Raw genomic sequence first — 16,764 nt, forward strand, 5'->3', positions numbered from 1 at the left:
AGGTATGTTTTGTTTAATTTTAGGGCAAAAAAGATCTAATAAAATTTTGACTTATTCTTTAATGTTTCAATCTGGGGGAAATTCATAGCCATTAGGCGAGATTTAATTCCATTTTGGTAATTTTCTAATCATAGTAGTAATAGAATAACATTATTTATACAATAATGTTTGAAAAAAAATATGAGGCAGAAAAAAATACTCAAAAATATTTTTCAATATTTGGAAAAAATGGAAAAGATATTTTAGATGCCCTCCCCCCTTATTCCGCACCATTTTTGATTGGAAATATTCTTGATTTTTATAAACCATTTGTGATGTTTTCCCTTTGAGTTGCCTCGTTTATCATCGTCTAAAGTATTTGTAAGCCACCACTATCGGTTACAATAGTTAGGCAAAGTATGATAATATATACATCTGCAAACTGCCAATACTAAGTTATAAAGAGCCTTATATAGGAATTATAGTCATTAAAATACGTGCTGTTAAATCAAAATAAACAATAAATTCAGCAAAAAAAAAGTTCCGCCGCAGCGGCTGTATTCTACTTAAGTAACTGCAAATAACTCTATCGTTTAAACTAACGCTATTTTTACCATAACTAATAGTTCTATTACGAATTAGAGAAATAATCAATAAGTCAAGAAACTTTAAACGGACTTTATGCCACAGCAAATATTTTTGTAATTGTAAGTATATAGTCGTATTTTTATCCTCCATGAGGATATGCCTTTTGTTTTTATGTGTCTTGGTAAACCCGTATTGCATATTTTATAGCTCTTTTCAAAGTTTGACACGTACTTAGTAAGAATTTATAAAATGTACAAATTTTGTCTAACTTTATGTCATAGGCTGAAAGGCTTTCATTCGTTATAATTATATTTATGAACATTAAATTTATAGTCCCTTTTACTTTTTTATTCTTTGCCTTACAATTTGTTATGGCTCAAGATTTATCTTCTGATGAACTTTTCAAGCAAGCTCGAGATGCTGCTTTCGAAGAAAAAAATTATTCAAAAGCAATTACATTAAGCAGAAAAGCCTTGGTGAAAAGTCCAGATTATGCCGATATTAAGGTTTTTCTTGGGAGACTATACACTTGGAGCAAAAAAACGGATAGTGCAAGTATTGTTTTTAGCGAAGTTTTAAAAAAACAACCTGATAATGAAGATGCTGCCGTTGCATTTGGTAGTTTAGCCTATTGGAACGACCACGAGCAAGAAGCGTTGGGCCATGTAAATATGGGTTTAATCTATCATCCCACATCCGAAAATTTGCTTTTGTTAAAAGCAAAAATATTGAATAGTCTTAAAAAATGGGCAGAAGCCGAAACTGTAATTAATCAAATTTTAAAAAAAAATACGGAAGCTCGAGCTTTAGCAAATAGAATACGTGAAAATTCCGCCATGAATAAAATAGGGCTTAGTTATAGCTACGTTTATTTTGACAAACAATTTAATAACCCATGGCACTTAACGAGTATAGACTATAGTCGTCAAACCAAGATAGGTTCTTTTATTGGACGAATTAACTACGCAAATCGGTTTAATTCAAATGGTTTACAGTTTGAATTGGATGCTTACCCACGATTAGGCAAAAATCTTCAAGCATACATAAACGGAGGCTACTCTAAAAATGTTGGAGTTTTTCCAAAATATCGAGCTGGATTATCAATATATGCGAGTTTACCGCTTAGTTTTGAAGCTGAAGCTGGAGTAAGATACCTAACTTTTGGAGAGGACACATGGATTTATACAGCGTCTGTTGGGAAATACTATAAAAATTATTGGTTTAATTTCAGAACCTATGTTAGTCCTTCTTTTAGTAAAATATCAAAGTCTTTTTCGTTGACTACACGCTATTATTATGGTGGTTCAGACGATTATTTGAGTTTGAGAATCGGCACAGGATTATCGCCTGATAACCCCCAAAACAATGTGTTGATTGGAAATAATGATTACAAATTAATTTCTAATAACATTTCTCTCGGCTACCGAAAATCATTCAAATCTCTCAATATATTATCAATTAATCTTGGTTTGAATCACCAAGAATACAAACTTAATACAAAAGGAAATCAAATTGATTTAGAATTGGGGTATATGAGAAGATTTTAAAAAAGTTTATAGGTTTAGCCTTCCACACCGTTTAGTACTAATATCATTATGAAAATTAGATGAAATGCTTTTTTTTTGTTGGTCTGACTCGGTTTTAAATTTTACTTATTTTCAATAGATATTAAGTCTAAAAAAATGTTAAGAAAAAACACCCCTCAATTTGTAATTGGAATCATCATTTTATTGCCTTTATGGATGTTGTTATTTTGGTTTTTAACTCCCAAAACAAAATTAGTGGCAGCCATTATTGATAAAACAGTTTTAACCACTGAAGGACAAGAACATATTTCATTAAATTGGGTGCTAAATCATGAGCGTTTGACCAAAACAGCTTCTAAATTATATCAGAAATCAAACGATTATTTTGGTTTTTTTCCTCTAAAAGATGAAAAATTTAGACTAAAAGGTTTAGAAAGGTTTTCTCAAGAGCAGCTCAAACAACTAAGTACTGATGCTGATTTGGCTTATTTTACTGATACCTACGGTATTTATAAAAATGAATGGTATATCAAAAAAAACGAAACCGAAAGATCGGGAATGATATATGGAGGAATGAGTGGGCAGGATGTTGAGTTTTTAAAACTAATGAAGGCAAAACATAAATTGATTATTGCCGAATTTAATAGTATTGGCTCGCCAACGAATGAAGCAAACAGAAACCAATTTGAAAATCTTTTTTCAATGAAATGGACTGGCTGGACGGCTCGTTATTTTGAAAGCCTTGATACAACCGTAAATAAGGAGCTTCCTCGATGGTTAATTCGATTATATAAAGAACAGCATCAGAATAAATGGACATTCCGAAAATCGGGTATTGCGTTCGTAAATGATGGTGGGCAAATTGTTATTTTGGAAGACCAAGTACACTTGACCAATGCAATCCCTCAGATAATCAGTACAGATTTTGGTCAAAAAACATTTGGTTTACCCGCACAAATTAAGTATCCTTTTTGGTTTGACATAATAAAACCAGACGTGAAAATAAACCAAGAAATTGCGAGTTTTAATATTTTCACAAACGCCAATGGTAAAGCGGAATTGAGCCGAAACGGCATTCCGTCCAAATTTCCTGCCGTTTTAATGCACAATGATGCAGATTACCGTTTTTATTATTTTTCAGGCGACTTCTGCGATAATCAAGTAAACATGACCTCGTCATATTTTAAAGGAATTGGTGCCTTCAAATGGTTATTTTACAATTCAAATGACCCGACGGAACGCTCCAGTTTCTTTTGGAATTTTTATCGTCCAATGATGACCAATATCCTCACCGCAGAAAAAAACAGAAAACTGTAACTATTTTTTCAAAGGTAAATAGTTGCGGTAAAGTGAATCGGGAATAATTCCGTTGGTAATATTATTATTACGTTTCTTAAATTGCTCGAATGCACTTTTGAGTTGATTATATTTATTGACATCATCCACTGGGGTTTCATCCATATTGGCGTTTAACTTAAATAAAGTCTTTCCATTTAAGTGATAATCGTCCATAATAAAATCTAACATATCTGCTTTAGTTTGCATTATCGGATAGCTATGAGTATTCCGAAAGCTTCGTGTTGTATCAAGTCCATTGCCAATCCAACTTTTTACTGATGGTACTTTTAATTGATAATTGCTTTTTAAATATGCTAATAAACTCGGAGTAATGTCAAAATGTGTCGATATAGAGGCAAATTGAGCGGTACGGTTGAGCAATTGCGAATAAATAATTAATGGAACGTGGTAACGGTCAATTTTGCTAATCATCGGAATCTCGGGCATTCTATGGTCTCCTGTTACAATAAATATAGTATTGGCGAAATCGGGTCGTTTTTTAAACTCATTGAAAAAGGTTCTGAGAGCATCGTCAAGATACAAAATGGAAGCATACTGTAACTTATAATTTCTGTACATTCTTTTTGTAGCTGCACTAAATCCAAGTTCGTTCATTCGTTGCTCAAATCTATCTAAGTATTTGGCTTGTTCGTTAATAATAAACGGATTGTGAGTCGAAACCGTTAGAATAACGCTTAATTGTGGAGCATTATCCAAAGAACCATTTCTGGTATTAATGTAATGACTAAAAAGATCTTTATCATTATAACCCCACGTAAATCCATTGACTGAAGGCAATTTAATATTTCCACTTGGAAATGTTTTTTCATCTTTTATTTCATCTACATTGTTTTTTCTTAGAAACAAATACATATTGTCAAATCTGGAATCGCCACCATAATAAAAGGAAGTATTGTATCCATTATATTTTAATAAACTGTATAAAGATTGATGGGCGGGCATTGCATTTCCTAATTCTAAAAAACCATTTTTTGCAAAAGGCAAAGAACCCATTATTGAAGGAAGAATAGCAAAAGTACGTCCACCTTCACTAAGAAAGTTTTTCCAATACAAGCTTTTATTGGAAAGCGAATCAATAAATGGGGTAAAATTGCCCAAATAAGCACCTTCATTAGTAAATGCTCGTCCTAAACCTTCAACAAGGATGATTATAATATTAGGTTGTTTTTTACCGGGTGCAAAGAACGGCGTTAGTACATCCTGGGTAGAATCTTGGTGTAAAAAAGGAAAATTTGCTTCGTCGAGATACTTAAAAGATACCGCTTTTGATTCCACTCCGTCATAATCACCTATGTAACTATCGGCGTAAATATCATTTTCTATCACCTCTGGGAAAAAGTGAATATAACTGTTGTCAAGGAAAAAATCGGTTTTATTAAGGATAAGATTATTATTGAAATCATTAAAGCCTTTAGGCTTAATGTAGCTATACGCATTGGTTAACTTTAATAACAAACCGATAAAAGGAAGCACTATTGCTAACCAAACAGGCATTTTTATCCGCTTAGGAAGATATTTTAAAGCCATAAAAAATATCCCAGCAATACAAATAAATACAATGATATCTATCCAATCCACTCCGCCAGCCGCTCCAACAGTTTGCTTAATATCGGCAATTGAATAGGCGTATAAATCCGAACCCAAAGGAACGAGTGCCGTATTAAAGTATTGAACCAATACCATCTGGGTGATTACGAAAATTGCAATAAAAATGAAAGAAAATATCTTAGCTAATTTGGGAATTACAAAGAATAATAACACATATAAGACATAGAAATAGAATAAACTTTTAAACCAAAATGCAATATCCATTAATAAAGACCAAAACAAGATTTGGTCGAAATCCTTGGGAAACCCCTGTATAATTCCATTCAAAATCAAATCAACAAGCCTCAAAAACAATAACATTAGTAGGAACAGTATTGCAATTTGAATAAATAATACTGAGGCTTCTTTTATTTTTTTTAATATTTGTTTTTGAATTGGATTTATATTCATTTTTTAGTTTTTTTATTGGTGTTTGTTAGGGTTTTTGATGTGCGAATCTAACCATTTTAATTTAAGATATATCCTAATTCAAAATCATAAATTTTAGACTAATATAAATACAGAAATTTTAAAAAAAAACTCAGTAGCGTCTGCATGAATTATTTTTAAGAAATAGGTCAATTATCATCGTAAAAGTATATTATATTCTGACATTTGTAAAAAATGCAATTTTTTCTTTCGTCCTAAAGGTGTGATTATTTCGATAAAATCTACATATTTGTTTTTTAGTTCATATTAGCTTTTCACAATAAGTATTTGTTAAGTTTTTTTAATTAATTATTTTCGTCCAAAAAAAGGCATTATTATTGCTGTAAATAATGTAGAGAAGAGTATTGGATTGTCAAATTATTATAAGCAAACAGATCGCTAATCAATCTTAAGGTTATGAACATAAAATTCGCATTTCTGGCATTATTTTTATCTGCAGTTTTATTTATGCAATGTTCGTCAGAACAATTTTTTGAAGATGGAATTATTCCAAGAGCTGGTGGTGATAAACTTTTCGCAGAGAATTTATATAGAGGTGTCTATTTAGATAGTTTACAATATATTGTTGGAAATACCATTGAGGAAGATAAATTATTAGCCTGGTGTCAGGCAAATAATTTTACAACAGTAACTTGTTATGATTTATACGTTATTTTGAAATCTCCGGCCAATTATCCCCAAATGGCTAACTTCATCAAAAAAGCTAAGAATATTTATGGTATTCAGACAGTAACGGCTTGCATGGGTTCAGCAAGTGCTTTTACTGAATTAATAAATAATTATAATGTTTCGAGAACCGACTCTATCGAAAAATTTAACTATTCAAATCTTGAATTAGAGTGGTGGAACAAAGCCTCAACCTATAAAAATTACCTTACTCAGTTGAAAGGAATCAATGCTTGGGGTGATGAACAATTTCCGAGAATCCCTACCGAAGAATATATTGGATGGTTTAAAAATCCAACTGGTCAGGAGGCTATACAAGCCGAAGGTTTGGTGAAAAATTCAGATAGAATTTTAGTGCATGATTATCAAACTACCCCTTCATTTAATTATGTACAAAGCCGATTGTCGTGGATTGGTAAAGCCGCAAAAGCACAAAATAAGGTAATGCCAATTATTATAATTTTTAGTGTAGAACCCTCGTTTTCATATAATTACTTTCTAACGAATTCATTTGAAGATGCATATAACATGGTTGTTAGTCAGTTTAATGCTAGCAACTTTGATGGTAAAGCCAATATAGAATTAATAGGTTATCAGATATTTGACCAATCATACGCTCGTCAGGCACGACCGCTAATTGCTCTTTAAGGAGAGTTTGTTAATTTGAAATTATTCAAAATAGCTTTAAAACAAAAATACAACTATCTGATAATCAAATAGTTGTATTTTTGTTTTGTGGAGACGCAGGTTCTCGAACCTTTTATTTTTACTTAATTCTATTTTGTGTTAAATATGCTGATAATCAATGAGTTATGAAAGTTTATAGTTAAGTAAAATTAAGATAAATACAGTTAGATTAAAAAAAACCGTCCCCCAAACCGTCCACGCTTAAATTTATTTGTATCTTTGTAATGTTCAATTATACAATTACTTTTTAGCATGGCAAAGCTCAATTTTTATCTACGAGATAAAAACTCAAAAACCTCTACGGCAGTCATTTTGTACTTTCGATATAGCAATGTTTTGCTCAAATATTCGACAGGTGAAACCATTGAGCCAAAGTTTTGGAATGAAGATACCAAACGAGCCAAAGAAACTCGATTGTTTCCAACTTTTGCCGAATTTAACGCCCGACTAAATAATTTAACTACCGATGTTCAGAATGAATTTAGAAAATACCTAAATGATAATGAACAGACACCCCCAACCCTTGATAAATTACGAGAGTTGCTTGATATTAAACTACAAAAAAAGGTAGAGGAAGAAAAAGATAAACCCCTCGACTTATTTTCATTTTGTGAGCAATACTTGAAAGATTGTGAAACCCGACTAAATGAAAAGACAGGCAAGCCGACCAAGCCAGCATCAATTTTGGTTTACAAACAGGCTATTCGAGAACTCAAAAACTTTAAAAGTAAATTTTACAAAAATAAAGTGCTTGATTTTGCCCAAATAGATTACTATTTCTATACGCAATACCAAAAATACTTAATCAACGATAAACAGTATTCAACCAATACGGTAGGAAAACACATTAAAACCCTCAAAATGTTCTTTATTGAAGCACAGGCAAGGGGTTTGATGCCTAACTTCTATTCTAAGCGATTTAAGAGCGTTTCGGAGCAAACCGAAGCTATTTATTTGAATCAAGATGAAATAGAAACTATTTACGGTTTGGACTTATCAAATAATCCACGTTTGGAGAAAGTGAAAGATTTGTTTGTCATTGGATGCCTTACAGGTTTAAGGTTCTCCGACTTTACACGCATACGCCCTGAAAATATAGACGGTGATTTTATTGAGATAGAAACCCAAAAGACAGGCGGAACGGTGGTAATACCTATTCATAGCATTGTAAGCGAAATATTAGAAAAGTACGATAATAACCTACCGAGGGCAATATCTAACCAAAAGATGAATGAGTATTTAAAGGAAATAGGACAATTAGCACAGTTAGACGACATAGTTTCTAAATCATATACCAAAGCAGGAAAAAAAGTAACACGCACTTATTTAAAGCATGAATTGATAACAACGCACTCCGCAAGGCGTTCGTTTGCATCAAATGCCTATAAAATGGGTATGTCAGCAATTAGTATCATGGGTATAACAGGGCATAAATCGGAGGTTCAATTTATGAAATACATTAAGATTACGCCACGAGAACACGCCCACAAGTTGCGTGAAATGTGGAACGCCCAAAGTTTTAAACTCAAAATAGCATGAATTTGCCCAACGGAGAAAACGCCAAAATACCAATAGAAAAAATAATAAAGTATCTTTTAAATACCGAACACCCACAAAATAAAGGCAAGGCGTTCTTTTATCTAAAAATAGGTTTTGACCAAGATACGCCTGAAACTTTAAAGGAAGCTATTTTGAAAATTGCAAAAACAGGAATTGTACAAAATACAGAAACTAACCCCGAAGGCGTAAAATATGAGGTTTTAGGCGATTTGGAAGCCCCAAACGGTAAAAGTTATCCATTAAAAACCATTTGGATACAAGAAAACAATAAAGAGTATTCAAGATTAGTAACAGCATACCCAAACAAATAAAACAATGATAGAAGAAAACGATTTAGTGGCATTATTAATCAATTTGCCCGAACTGAATTTGAATAAAGGCGATGTTGGAACGGTTGCATTTTGCTATGAAAGTGGCGAACGCTACGAAGTGGAGTTTATTAATGCCAAAGGTGAAACCATAGGCGTAAAAACCCTAACCAAAGACCAAATAAAAAAGGTTGAAATGGAAAATACCATTTTGCACGTAAGAGAATTTAGAAAAGTAGCTTAAAACCTATCAAAACCTTATTTTTTAAGCAATAAAAAATGAAAACATTGAAAGATTATGAAGATGAAATGTTAATTGTCAGAGCGAAATTGGATAAAATTGTTTTTAGTTATTATGATTTTGACGAAGCGGTTGAATACTTAATTAACAAAAGTATATTCAATAAAGTAAAGAAAATGGGCGAAGATATAGGCAAACATTTACCTGAATTTAGTGATTGGTTAGAAGGTGTAAAATCAAATAAAACTTTTCAACGAATGGTAAAAAATAACCTTGATGAAGTGTATAAGTCCACGATAGTATCAAGTCAAGCTGATTATTCAAAGAGTTGTGATAGAATGTTTCAAAAAATAATTTCTGAAATACCCGAATTTGGCATAAATGAAGTAGATGAATTTCTTGAATCTCATCTTTGGGAAGTGGTACAAATAGCTAATACTTTAAGCTTTGTAAATTACGAAAATGGTAAACCTATTATTTATAATGGTAAACCTGTTATTTATATAGGTACTCAATTGGAAGAACAGTTTAATATTGTTTTAGAATTTTTAACAATATATTTTAATCGTTTACTTGCAAGAATTGGTGCAGGAATTGGAGAAGTTATTCATAATAACTTTTTCAATTCTGAATTTTCACAGAAAAAATTAAATGAGTTTTTTATATTTTATTCTAATGTTGAATTTGCAAATAGAAAAATATATTTTGAATCAAAAGAATATGATATAGTATTAGAATCAATAGTTTGGCACACCGAGCCAATATTTAAAGTAATAGACAAATTAAAGCTACCACAACATTATGAGTCTTCAAAAGTGTTACAGCATAATAACCAAAATTCAGAAATTACAGGCGAATACAAAGAAAATCCATATTCATACATTCAAATCAAAAGAGATAGAAAAGGAAATGCAGTAAGCGGAACAAATCAAAGACTATTATTATTTTTTACCTACATTGATGATTCACTTTTGAATTATGGCAATAGAAATAAAATTGCAGACTGGTTTCAGATAAGTTTAGAGCGATTTGAAAAAACTTGTGGTGAAAATGATTTACATAAAACTTGGTTCAAAAGATATTGTAATGATGTGAGGGTATGGATAGAACAAACCAACAAACCCGAAATTATCAATAAATTTAACTTAGATTTTCCTCATTAAATTTCCGACAGTCTTTCCGACAGTCCCGACAGTTTCCTCAACTTTCCACCCCCGAACTTTGCTTGCATAATCAAACAAAATAGATTTATGCAAGAACTACTAACACAAATTTCCGACCACTTTCGCCCGATAATTCAGCAGGAAGTTAGAAACGCCCTCAACGAGTACAAAACTCGAATTGAAGCCCCCAAAGACGAAAAACTTTACAGCCGTAAAGAAACCGCATCCAAACTAAATATTTCGCTTGTAACGCTTACAAAGTATGTGAGTGAGGGGCGTATCGTTGCTCACAAGGTATGTGATAGCAATAAAAAAGGTGTTCGGGTATTATTCAGAGCAGAGGACATTGATAAATGCCTTTCTAAAATAGAAACCAAAGGAGGGGTTTACAAGAAATGAAACGTAAACCCCTTTATTTCAATACTACTAACTTGGAAGGTAAGGAACTTCAAGAAAGTATTCGCAGGACATTAACACAGGATGCAAATATACTACAATTTTTCAGAGCAAACCCAACTGCAAAGCTCACAAAATATGAAGTATTAGACAATCTACTGAAAGCAAACATGATTCATAACCTTACACCCGAAACGTCTATCGGTAGGGCTTTAAATACCCTAATGCGTAACGGCTATATTGAGAAACTCAAAGAGTATCGTGTCGGCAAATACGGCAAGCGTAACCACCTTTGGAAGTTATCGGACAATTAAGAAAAATAGCATTTTAGCATGATTGACTTTTTAAAAATAGAAATAAATTCCAAAAGTGTAGCCGATGCACTCCGAAAGCATGAATTGTTAAGTTTCAAAAATGAATCGGACAACGAAACTGGCGAACTTGAAAAACAAAGAGCCAAATACAAGAATCTTAAATTTTTGATATACAACAATGATAAAACAGTTATTGAAGGAAGTATCCATAAATACCATAATGCAGGAATACATAATCATAATGATTTTAGTTTCGGTCAAGTAGTGGCAACCATTCAAGACATTTGTAAAACTTTTGATTTTAGCCCCGAAATTGCCCGACTACACGGTTTAGAGTTTGGTGTTAATATTCGGATAGGTCAAGACCCCTCAACGGTTTTAAACATGATAATTTGCTATAATAATGATTCTGTAAACAAGATGAATATTTCGGGAGGGGATGGAATTATAAGCCACCAAACAAACCACGTAGTAAAGATTTACAATAAATCATTGCAGTACGACCAACCCGAACATATTTTGAGAGTGGAGGATAAAATTGTGAGAATGAGAAAAATTGAACACCTTTCAATCGAAACGCTAAACGATTTATGCAACCCTAACAAAGTAGCATCATTAGGAAAAGTTTTATTTGAAATGTTTGATTCTCTTATCATTCACGAACCTATCAGATTGAGCGAACTATCAAAGCCCGAACTCAAACTTTATGAGCAAGCAGGAAACCCCCGATTTTGGGAAGGTTTAAACCGTTCACAAAGAAGCAAAAAACGTACTCGTTACAATGCAATAATTGAGCGGTTTAGTACCGATAAGATAAAAGAAACTATTAAGCAAAAAGTAATTGCGAAATGGGACGAACTTTTAAAAAGTGGCTACCAATGCACAGGTATAAGCGAAACACCAAAAAGCTACGAATGCACAGGTAGTATAGGGTGTAAACGTAGCCATTTATCTAATAAAAACACTTTTGAAAACTTAACGAATCGAACATTCCTAAAAAGAGTATGTTTGACTTGTGGCAAAGATATATCTAACCAAAGAAAAGGGAGTTTTTTTTGTTCTGAAAAGTTGTTTGGAAAAGTTGCCAAAAAATGCAGGAATAAAGAGAGCAACCCACGCCACAACCCAAAGAATAATTTTGTGAAAAAGGTGCATGAATCATTTTTCAAATATCATATCGTTTTACCTTTATTTCCAAATGAGGAGGTTTTTAAGCCCACGCCACAGCAGGAAGAAATTTTAATCAATGTAAAGTTCAATTATCAATAAAACAGGCGAATATTTCATTTTAAATCATTAATCAATTGGTTATATAAAAGACTATTTGTATAATTGTGTTAATCAATTCTTGTAACAGAGGCACTTCGGATGCCTATAACATTAAGACTATGGGAAAAACAACACCTAAAGAATTAACCACTTTTGATAAAGTAGTTAGAACAATCTTTGTTATAGTTATAGCAATACCAATTTTTTATCTCATGTTTTGGGATGATAAGAAAAGCGAAAACAGTTCGAGTTTTGTTGAACCTCAAAATGAGTTAACACAATCAAAGAGATTTATTTTAACTCATTTACTCGGAGAAAGGATGAAGAATGATGCCTATTTTACTTTAACTGGAGATACCGAGTGGACTTTAGATTATAGAAATGGGGATAAAATAAAGTATAAAATTATTTCATATAATAAATACAATCAATTGTGTGGCATGGATTGCGTGGATAGTCTTGGAGAAAGATGTGAAATATGTATTTCTAAGCAGTCTGGAAACGAAACAATCATAACCATTGATTATAAAAAGGGAGTTTTAACCTATAAAGGATATTACGAATAAAAAAATGCCTAAAAATAAATATAAATATTAGATAAATTAATGATAGCCTTTCATTGTATTCAAATGATTAATTAAATGATAATCTTTCATTACATTGATATGATTATCATTTGAAAGACTAACATTATAATATCATTATATTAAATGATAATTAAATGAAAAACCAACATTTATTTAAATGTAAAATTAATGTATGATACCCCCCAAATACTTTATTAATATCATTTTCTTAGCAGCCGACCGACTATCAAGTTTTAAAAAATTTTTTGAAAAAAAACCACTTTTACAAAGTAAAAAATGGGAAATACTCATTCCATCCAATGACTTACAAAAATATCTTGCCCTCCTATATCCGTCAAAGTAGATGCACCCATTTGCACAGTTCCTTGAAAAATTCCAGTAAAGAAAAAATCATTATTATTGCCAAAAGTCATGGTTTTAGCATTTCCACCCTGTCTTTGAGTGTACATAAGTGTTCCATCACCCGAATATTTAGAAAATATAAAGGTATAATTTGGTACGCCACCTCCTGGAATATAACCAATAGATTTTGACCATGTATAGATATTTCCAGATGAATTAATTTTAAAGTTTATGGCATTTTCCACAATTTTCACCCAAGACAAATCACCAGTGTATTGAAAATATCTTATTAAAAAGCTACTTGGTGTTTGGCTTGGAAAAATCGCTGAACTTGAAAAAGAAGTGGGATTAGAGTTACATTCACCAAGTACAATTGGGTCATTTACAGGATTTAGTTCCATTTTTAGCCCTTTATCAATTCCAGTTCCACCACCTTGCTTTATCCATGATAGCGTTCCATTGGCTTGATATTTTACGACAAAAAAATCTTCTAATCCAATAGAATTAATTGTATTTCCACTAAAATTAGAACTTGTAGAAAAACTACCAGTTACATAGACGTTTCCGCTTGCATCAACTTTAAGGTCATTGGCTTTATCAATCCCTGACCCACCAGCTTGTTTAACCCAAATTAATGAACCATTTGTGTCATATTTACCTATTAAAATATCCTCATTACCAAAAGAATTAAAGTTATTAGTTTCAATAGAGGTACTACCACTAAAATATCCTGCAAAAACACAATCTCCATTATTACTAATTATTACATTAGAATATCTCATAGTCTTGACCCACATAAAACTACCACTATTTGAAAATTTAGCAACAAACGTTTCATTATTAACAGTTGAATTAATTGTTGTCGAACCAAATGTTAATGAACCACTGATAGTTCCGGCCAAGTAAACATTATTGTTGGTATCTAAAAAAATATCATATCCGAAATTATAATTACAGTCAGAATTGCGATTAGACCATATCAAATCGCCAATACTATTGTATTTTTCAATCCATATTGTTTTGCAACCAAGTGAACTGCTTGTATTATAAACTACATAAACATTAAAATTAATATCTATTTTAATAGTTGCATTAGAACTATTATAACCACCAATATATTTCTCCCAAATAAGAGTTCCGTTTGATGAAAATTTAGCAATAAAACAACCAACATAAGTAATAATTCCTGATATGTAAACATTGTTATTTGCATCAGTAAGTAAAGAGTAAGAGTGATCATAATCATAGCTACCACCTTTACGCCATGCAAATCCAACAGGATTTGTTGAGTTATTCGATTCGCTTTGTGAAGTACAAAGCCATTTACTGCCAGTGTAGTATCTTAAACAACGGAATGTACTATCAAAAGCAACCATACCAGCTTTTGGGTTTGGAATGGCAGTAATTTGGTCATAAGATAGTTTAGGAACTTGAACTGTACCTTGACCACCCGAAGTAATAAGAGTAGATTGTGCGTTTACAATTTGACAGAAAAGCAAAAGTTGAATTATTAAGACGTATTTCATTGTTAAAATAGGATAAGATAAACTAAAAAAAACATTAATTTACGAAGGCAATTACAATTTTACGCAATATTTGGGTATAAGGTTTAAAAATGTATTTTTATTTATTATACGGTTAAATAGCTTTGTTTGATAATATTAGAATATTAGAATGTTAGTTGTTGAATAAGATACCAGTAAAGTTCCTTAATAATTTAGGTTTCATTTTAAGCAGTCAAAAAATGGCAAAGTTTCCGAGTTATCCAACTTTATTTGATGAATGAAAAACCACATTGTATTTAGATGTAAAACTAATGTAAAAACATTGTTTAAATAATTAGATAAATACTAATACTATACCCCCCCAAATTGATTTAACATATCATTTTCTTAGTAGCCGAGAGGGTCGCAAATTTTTAAAAATATTTTAGGATTAATCAACGTACAAACGCTAACAATCATTTGGATGTATCAAATAATGTTGAAGCTAATTTGAAGGATTTAGTTAATTTAATGCTCACATTGATAGAGTATGTTTAGCTTAAAAAGCAAGAAACGGAAAATTAGTTGAGCCAGCAGGTATGACTGAAAATGAATTTGATATTTACGTGACAGATTTAAAAACTAAGCATAGGAATATCTTAGTTTTTGATACTGAAATGCAAGATTTATAGATTCAAAAAAAATCTAAACTACTTATCTAATTTAGGAATTACCGAATAATAAATTTATGTTTTATTCCTATAGATTTTCACCTTTTAATGTTTAATTTGAGGGTATTACATTCATCGAACTATTCTATTTTCTAAATCAAATTCTACTTTTATGAAAAATCACCTCGTTCTATTCCTTTGTTTTCTATGTAGTTTAAATGTATTTGGTCAAATTTCAACACTAAATAGCACTGATGGTTCAATTCTAATTACTCCAAAAGGTCTGAAGGGAAAGACCAATAATGGAGTATCTTTAGGTGAAAATGCCCTGCGTTTTAATACTACAGGTGGTTATAATACTGCAATTGGCAAAGATGCATTGTCCTCTAACACCGAAGGTAATAATAATACAGCGATTGGGTACTCTGCATTAAACTCTAACACAGGAGGCAATGATAATACAGCAATTGGCGGTTTATCATTAAAATTTAACATTTCAGGTAGTTCAAATACAGCGATTGGAAACGCTGCATTAAACTCTAACACATGGGGTTATACTAATACAGCAATTGGCAGTGTTTCATTGTACTCTAACACTACAGGCTATTCTAATACAGCGATTGGATACTATGCTTTAAAATCTAATACAGCAGGTAATTCTAATACAGCAATTGGCGAGGCTTCATTAGTATCTAACACTACAGGTGTTTTAAATTCTGCGATTGGAAAATTTGCATTGCGTAATAATACTTCAGGTGGTTATAATACTGCAATTGGAGGTGAATCCCTTTTGAGCAATACAATTGGATTTGAAAATACAGCTATTGGCAATTTATCACTTTATTCAAATACTACAGGATTTGATAATACTGCTAATGGTGTAAATTCTTTAAAGGGAAATACAATTGGTTACCAAAATACCGCAACAGGGGTAAGTTCATTAAAATCAAACAATATTGGATTTAATAATAGTGCATACGGTTTTGTATCCTTAAGTGAGAATACAACTGGAAATGGTAATACTGGAAATGGTGCTTTTTCTCTTTCACGCAATACAACTGGGGAAAACAATACAGGAATTGGATATTATTCCTTATATCTTAATACTACTGGCAATAGTAATACTGCCACAGGTAATGCTGCTCTTTATAATACCACAACAGGAAGCGATAACACGGCACATGGCTATTGGGCTTTAACTGCAAACACTACAGGGTCTAACAATACAGCAGTAGGAAAATTATCGCTAAGTAATAGTACTATTGGCAGTTTCAATACCTCATTAGGGCATAATACAGGTGTAATGATTAATGCAGGTCAGCAAAATACATTCATAGGAGCTTTGGCAGATGCCACAGGAGACTTTAATAATGCTATGGCAATTGGTTATGATGCCAAAGTAGATGGAAGCGATAAAATAAGAATTGGTAATAGTTCGATAAGTGTAATAGAAGGTCAAGTTTCTTGGAGTAATCCTTCTGATAGAAGATTGAAAGAAAATATAATTTATACAAATCGTTTAGGTCTTAATTTTATCAATCAATTACAAACAGTTTCTTATAATTATATAGCAGATGCAAATAAAAT

At 31.8% G+C, this 16,764-nt stretch carries 15 protein-coding genes; 13 read left to right on the forward strand and 2 right to left on the reverse strand.

The genetic code is table 11. The features are described from left to right. Window positions 1–164: 164 nt before the first annotated feature. The 3 genes from ACH2CJ_RS04775 to ACH2CJ_RS04785 all read left to right on the forward strand — a co-directional run bounded on the left by ACH2CJ_RS04775 (window position 165) and on the right by ACH2CJ_RS04785 (window position 3,410). The gene (locus ACH2CJ_RS04775) at window positions 165–329 is read left to right on the forward strand and encodes a hypothetical protein (RefSeq protein WP_394991095.1); all 165 of its coding nucleotides are present in this window, start codon (window positions 165–167) and stop codon (window positions 327–329) included. 552 nt (window positions 330–881) lie between these two features. After that, a complete protein-coding gene (locus ACH2CJ_RS04780) occupies window positions 882–2,114 on the forward strand; it encodes a YaiO family outer membrane beta-barrel protein (RefSeq protein WP_394991096.1) in 1,233 nt (410 codons plus the stop codon). Window positions 2,115–2,249: 135 nt separating this feature from the next. Beyond that, window positions 2,250–3,410: a hypothetical protein gene (locus ACH2CJ_RS04785; protein ID WP_394991097.1), complete on the forward strand. Its 1,161-nt coding sequence runs from the start codon at window positions 2,250–2,252 to the stop codon at window positions 3,408–3,410. On the opposite strand, the gene ACH2CJ_RS04790 is transcribed toward ACH2CJ_RS04785, so the two are convergent. Next, window positions 3,411–5,135, reverse strand: coding sequence for an LTA synthase family protein (locus ACH2CJ_RS04790; protein WP_394991098.1), 1,725 nt, complete (start codon window positions 5,133–5,135; stop codon window positions 3,411–3,413). Window positions 5,136–5,885: 750 nt separating this feature from the next. Here ACH2CJ_RS04790 and ACH2CJ_RS04795 point away from each other — a divergent pair. The 9 genes from ACH2CJ_RS04795 to ACH2CJ_RS04835 all read left to right on the forward strand — a co-directional run bounded on the left by ACH2CJ_RS04795 (window position 5,886) and on the right by ACH2CJ_RS04835 (window position 12,659). After that, the gene (locus tag ACH2CJ_RS04795) at window positions 5,886–6,803 is read left to right on the forward strand and encodes a hypothetical protein (RefSeq protein ID WP_394991099.1); all 918 of its coding nucleotides are present in this window, start codon (window positions 5,886–5,888) and stop codon (window positions 6,801–6,803) included. Between the two features lie 291 nt (window positions 6,804–7,094). Next, complete coding sequence (locus ACH2CJ_RS04800) at window positions 7,095–8,381, forward strand: phage integrase SAM-like domain-containing protein (RefSeq protein WP_394991100.1); 1,287 nt, start codon at window positions 7,095–7,097, stop codon at window positions 8,379–8,381. Next, window positions 8,378–8,713, forward strand: a complete 336-nt coding sequence (locus ACH2CJ_RS04805) for a DUF6883 domain-containing protein (RefSeq protein ID WP_394991102.1) — start codon at window positions 8,378–8,380, stop codon at window positions 8,711–8,713. Before ACH2CJ_RS04800 ends, ACH2CJ_RS04805 begins: the two co-directional genes overlap by 4 nt. Window positions 8,714–8,717: 4 nt before the next feature. Beyond that, a complete protein-coding gene (locus ACH2CJ_RS04810; RefSeq protein ID WP_394991103.1) occupies window positions 8,718–8,954 on the forward strand; it encodes a DUF4926 domain-containing protein in 237 nt (78 codons plus the stop codon). Between the two features lie 35 nt (window positions 8,955–8,989). After that, entirely contained in the window at window positions 8,990–10,114 is a 1,125-nt protein-coding gene (locus ACH2CJ_RS04815; protein ID WP_394991104.1) for a hypothetical protein, read from the forward strand. Between the two features lie 87 nt (window positions 10,115–10,201). Continuing rightward, a complete protein-coding gene (locus tag ACH2CJ_RS04820; RefSeq protein ID WP_394991105.1) occupies window positions 10,202–10,513 on the forward strand; it encodes a helix-turn-helix domain-containing protein in 312 nt (103 codons plus the stop codon). Further along, window positions 10,510–10,824, forward strand: coding sequence for a hypothetical protein (locus ACH2CJ_RS04825; protein ID WP_394991106.1), 315 nt, complete (start codon window positions 10,510–10,512; stop codon window positions 10,822–10,824). The genes ACH2CJ_RS04820 and ACH2CJ_RS04825 overlap by 4 nt, the downstream gene beginning before the upstream one ends. 18 nt (window positions 10,825–10,842) lie before the next feature. Continuing rightward, window positions 10,843–12,093 carry a hypothetical protein gene (locus ACH2CJ_RS04830; protein ID WP_394991107.1) on the forward strand — a complete coding sequence of 417 codons (1,251 nt, stop codon included), beginning with the start codon at window positions 10,843–10,845 and terminating at the stop codon, window positions 12,091–12,093. A 119-nt stretch (window positions 12,094–12,212) separates the two neighbouring features. After that, complete coding sequence (locus ACH2CJ_RS04835; protein ID WP_394991108.1) at window positions 12,213–12,659, forward strand: hypothetical protein; 447 nt, start codon at window positions 12,213–12,215, stop codon at window positions 12,657–12,659. A gap of 308 nt (window positions 12,660–12,967) precedes the next feature. Here ACH2CJ_RS04835 and ACH2CJ_RS04840 read toward each other — a convergent pair whose 3' ends face one another. After that, the gene (locus ACH2CJ_RS04840; protein WP_394991109.1) at window positions 12,968–14,548 is read right to left on the reverse strand and encodes an SBBP repeat-containing protein; all 1,581 of its coding nucleotides are present in this window, start codon (window positions 14,546–14,548) and stop codon (window positions 12,968–12,970) included. A gap of 801 nt (window positions 14,549–15,349) precedes the next feature. Here ACH2CJ_RS04840 and ACH2CJ_RS04845 point away from each other — a divergent pair. Beyond that, window positions 15,350–16,764: tail fiber domain-containing protein (locus ACH2CJ_RS04845; RefSeq protein WP_394991110.1), on the forward strand; the 1,415-nt coding region annotated here is incomplete at its 3' end.

This window comes from Emticicia sp., assembly GCF_043780375.1.
GTDB lineage: Bacteria > Bacteroidota > Bacteroidia > Cytophagales > Spirosomataceae > Emticicia.

What these genes read in the sequence shown, in the direction of transcription:
- ACH2CJ_RS04785 (WP_394991097.1), top strand. Translation starts at nt 2,250, where the DNA reads ATGTTAAGAAAAAACACCCCTCAATTTGTAATTGGAATCATCATTTTA.
- ACH2CJ_RS04780 (WP_394991096.1), top strand. Translation starts at nt 882, where the DNA reads ATGAACATTAAATTTATAGTCCCTTTTACTTTTTTATTCTTTGCCTTA.
- ACH2CJ_RS04820 (WP_394991105.1), top strand. Translation starts at nt 10,202, where the DNA reads ATGCAAGAACTACTAACACAAATTTCCGACCACTTTCGCCCGATAATT.
- ACH2CJ_RS04825 (WP_394991106.1), top strand. Translation starts at nt 10,510, where the DNA reads ATGAAACGTAAACCCCTTTATTTCAATACTACTAACTTGGAAGGTAAG.
- ACH2CJ_RS04805 (WP_394991102.1), top strand. Translation starts at nt 8,378, where the DNA reads ATGAATTTGCCCAACGGAGAAAACGCCAAAATACCAATAGAAAAAATA.
- ACH2CJ_RS04810 (WP_394991103.1), top strand. Translation starts at nt 8,718, where the DNA reads ATGATAGAAGAAAACGATTTAGTGGCATTATTAATCAATTTGCCCGAA.
- ACH2CJ_RS04815 (WP_394991104.1), top strand. Translation starts at nt 8,990, where the DNA reads ATGAAAACATTGAAAGATTATGAAGATGAAATGTTAATTGTCAGAGCG.
- ACH2CJ_RS04835 (WP_394991108.1), top strand. Translation starts at nt 12,213, where the DNA reads ATGGGAAAAACAACACCTAAAGAATTAACCACTTTTGATAAAGTAGTT.
- ACH2CJ_RS04795 (WP_394991099.1), top strand. Translation starts at nt 5,886, where the DNA reads ATGAACATAAAATTCGCATTTCTGGCATTATTTTTATCTGCAGTTTTA.
- ACH2CJ_RS04800 (WP_394991100.1), top strand. Translation starts at nt 7,095, where the DNA reads ATGGCAAAGCTCAATTTTTATCTACGAGATAAAAACTCAAAAACCTCT.
- ACH2CJ_RS04790 (WP_394991098.1), bottom strand. Translation starts at nt 5,135, where the DNA reads ATGGTATTGGTTCAATACTTTAATACGGCACTCGTTCCTTTGGGTTCG.
- ACH2CJ_RS04830 (WP_394991107.1), top strand. Translation starts at nt 10,843, where the DNA reads ATGATTGACTTTTTAAAAATAGAAATAAATTCCAAAAGTGTAGCCGAT.
- ACH2CJ_RS04775 (WP_394991095.1), top strand. Translation starts at nt 165, where the DNA reads ATGTTTGAAAAAAAATATGAGGCAGAAAAAAATACTCAAAAATATTTT.
- ACH2CJ_RS04840 (WP_394991109.1), bottom strand. Translation starts at nt 14,548, where the DNA reads ATGAAATACGTCTTAATAATTCAACTTTTGCTTTTCTGTCAAATTGTA.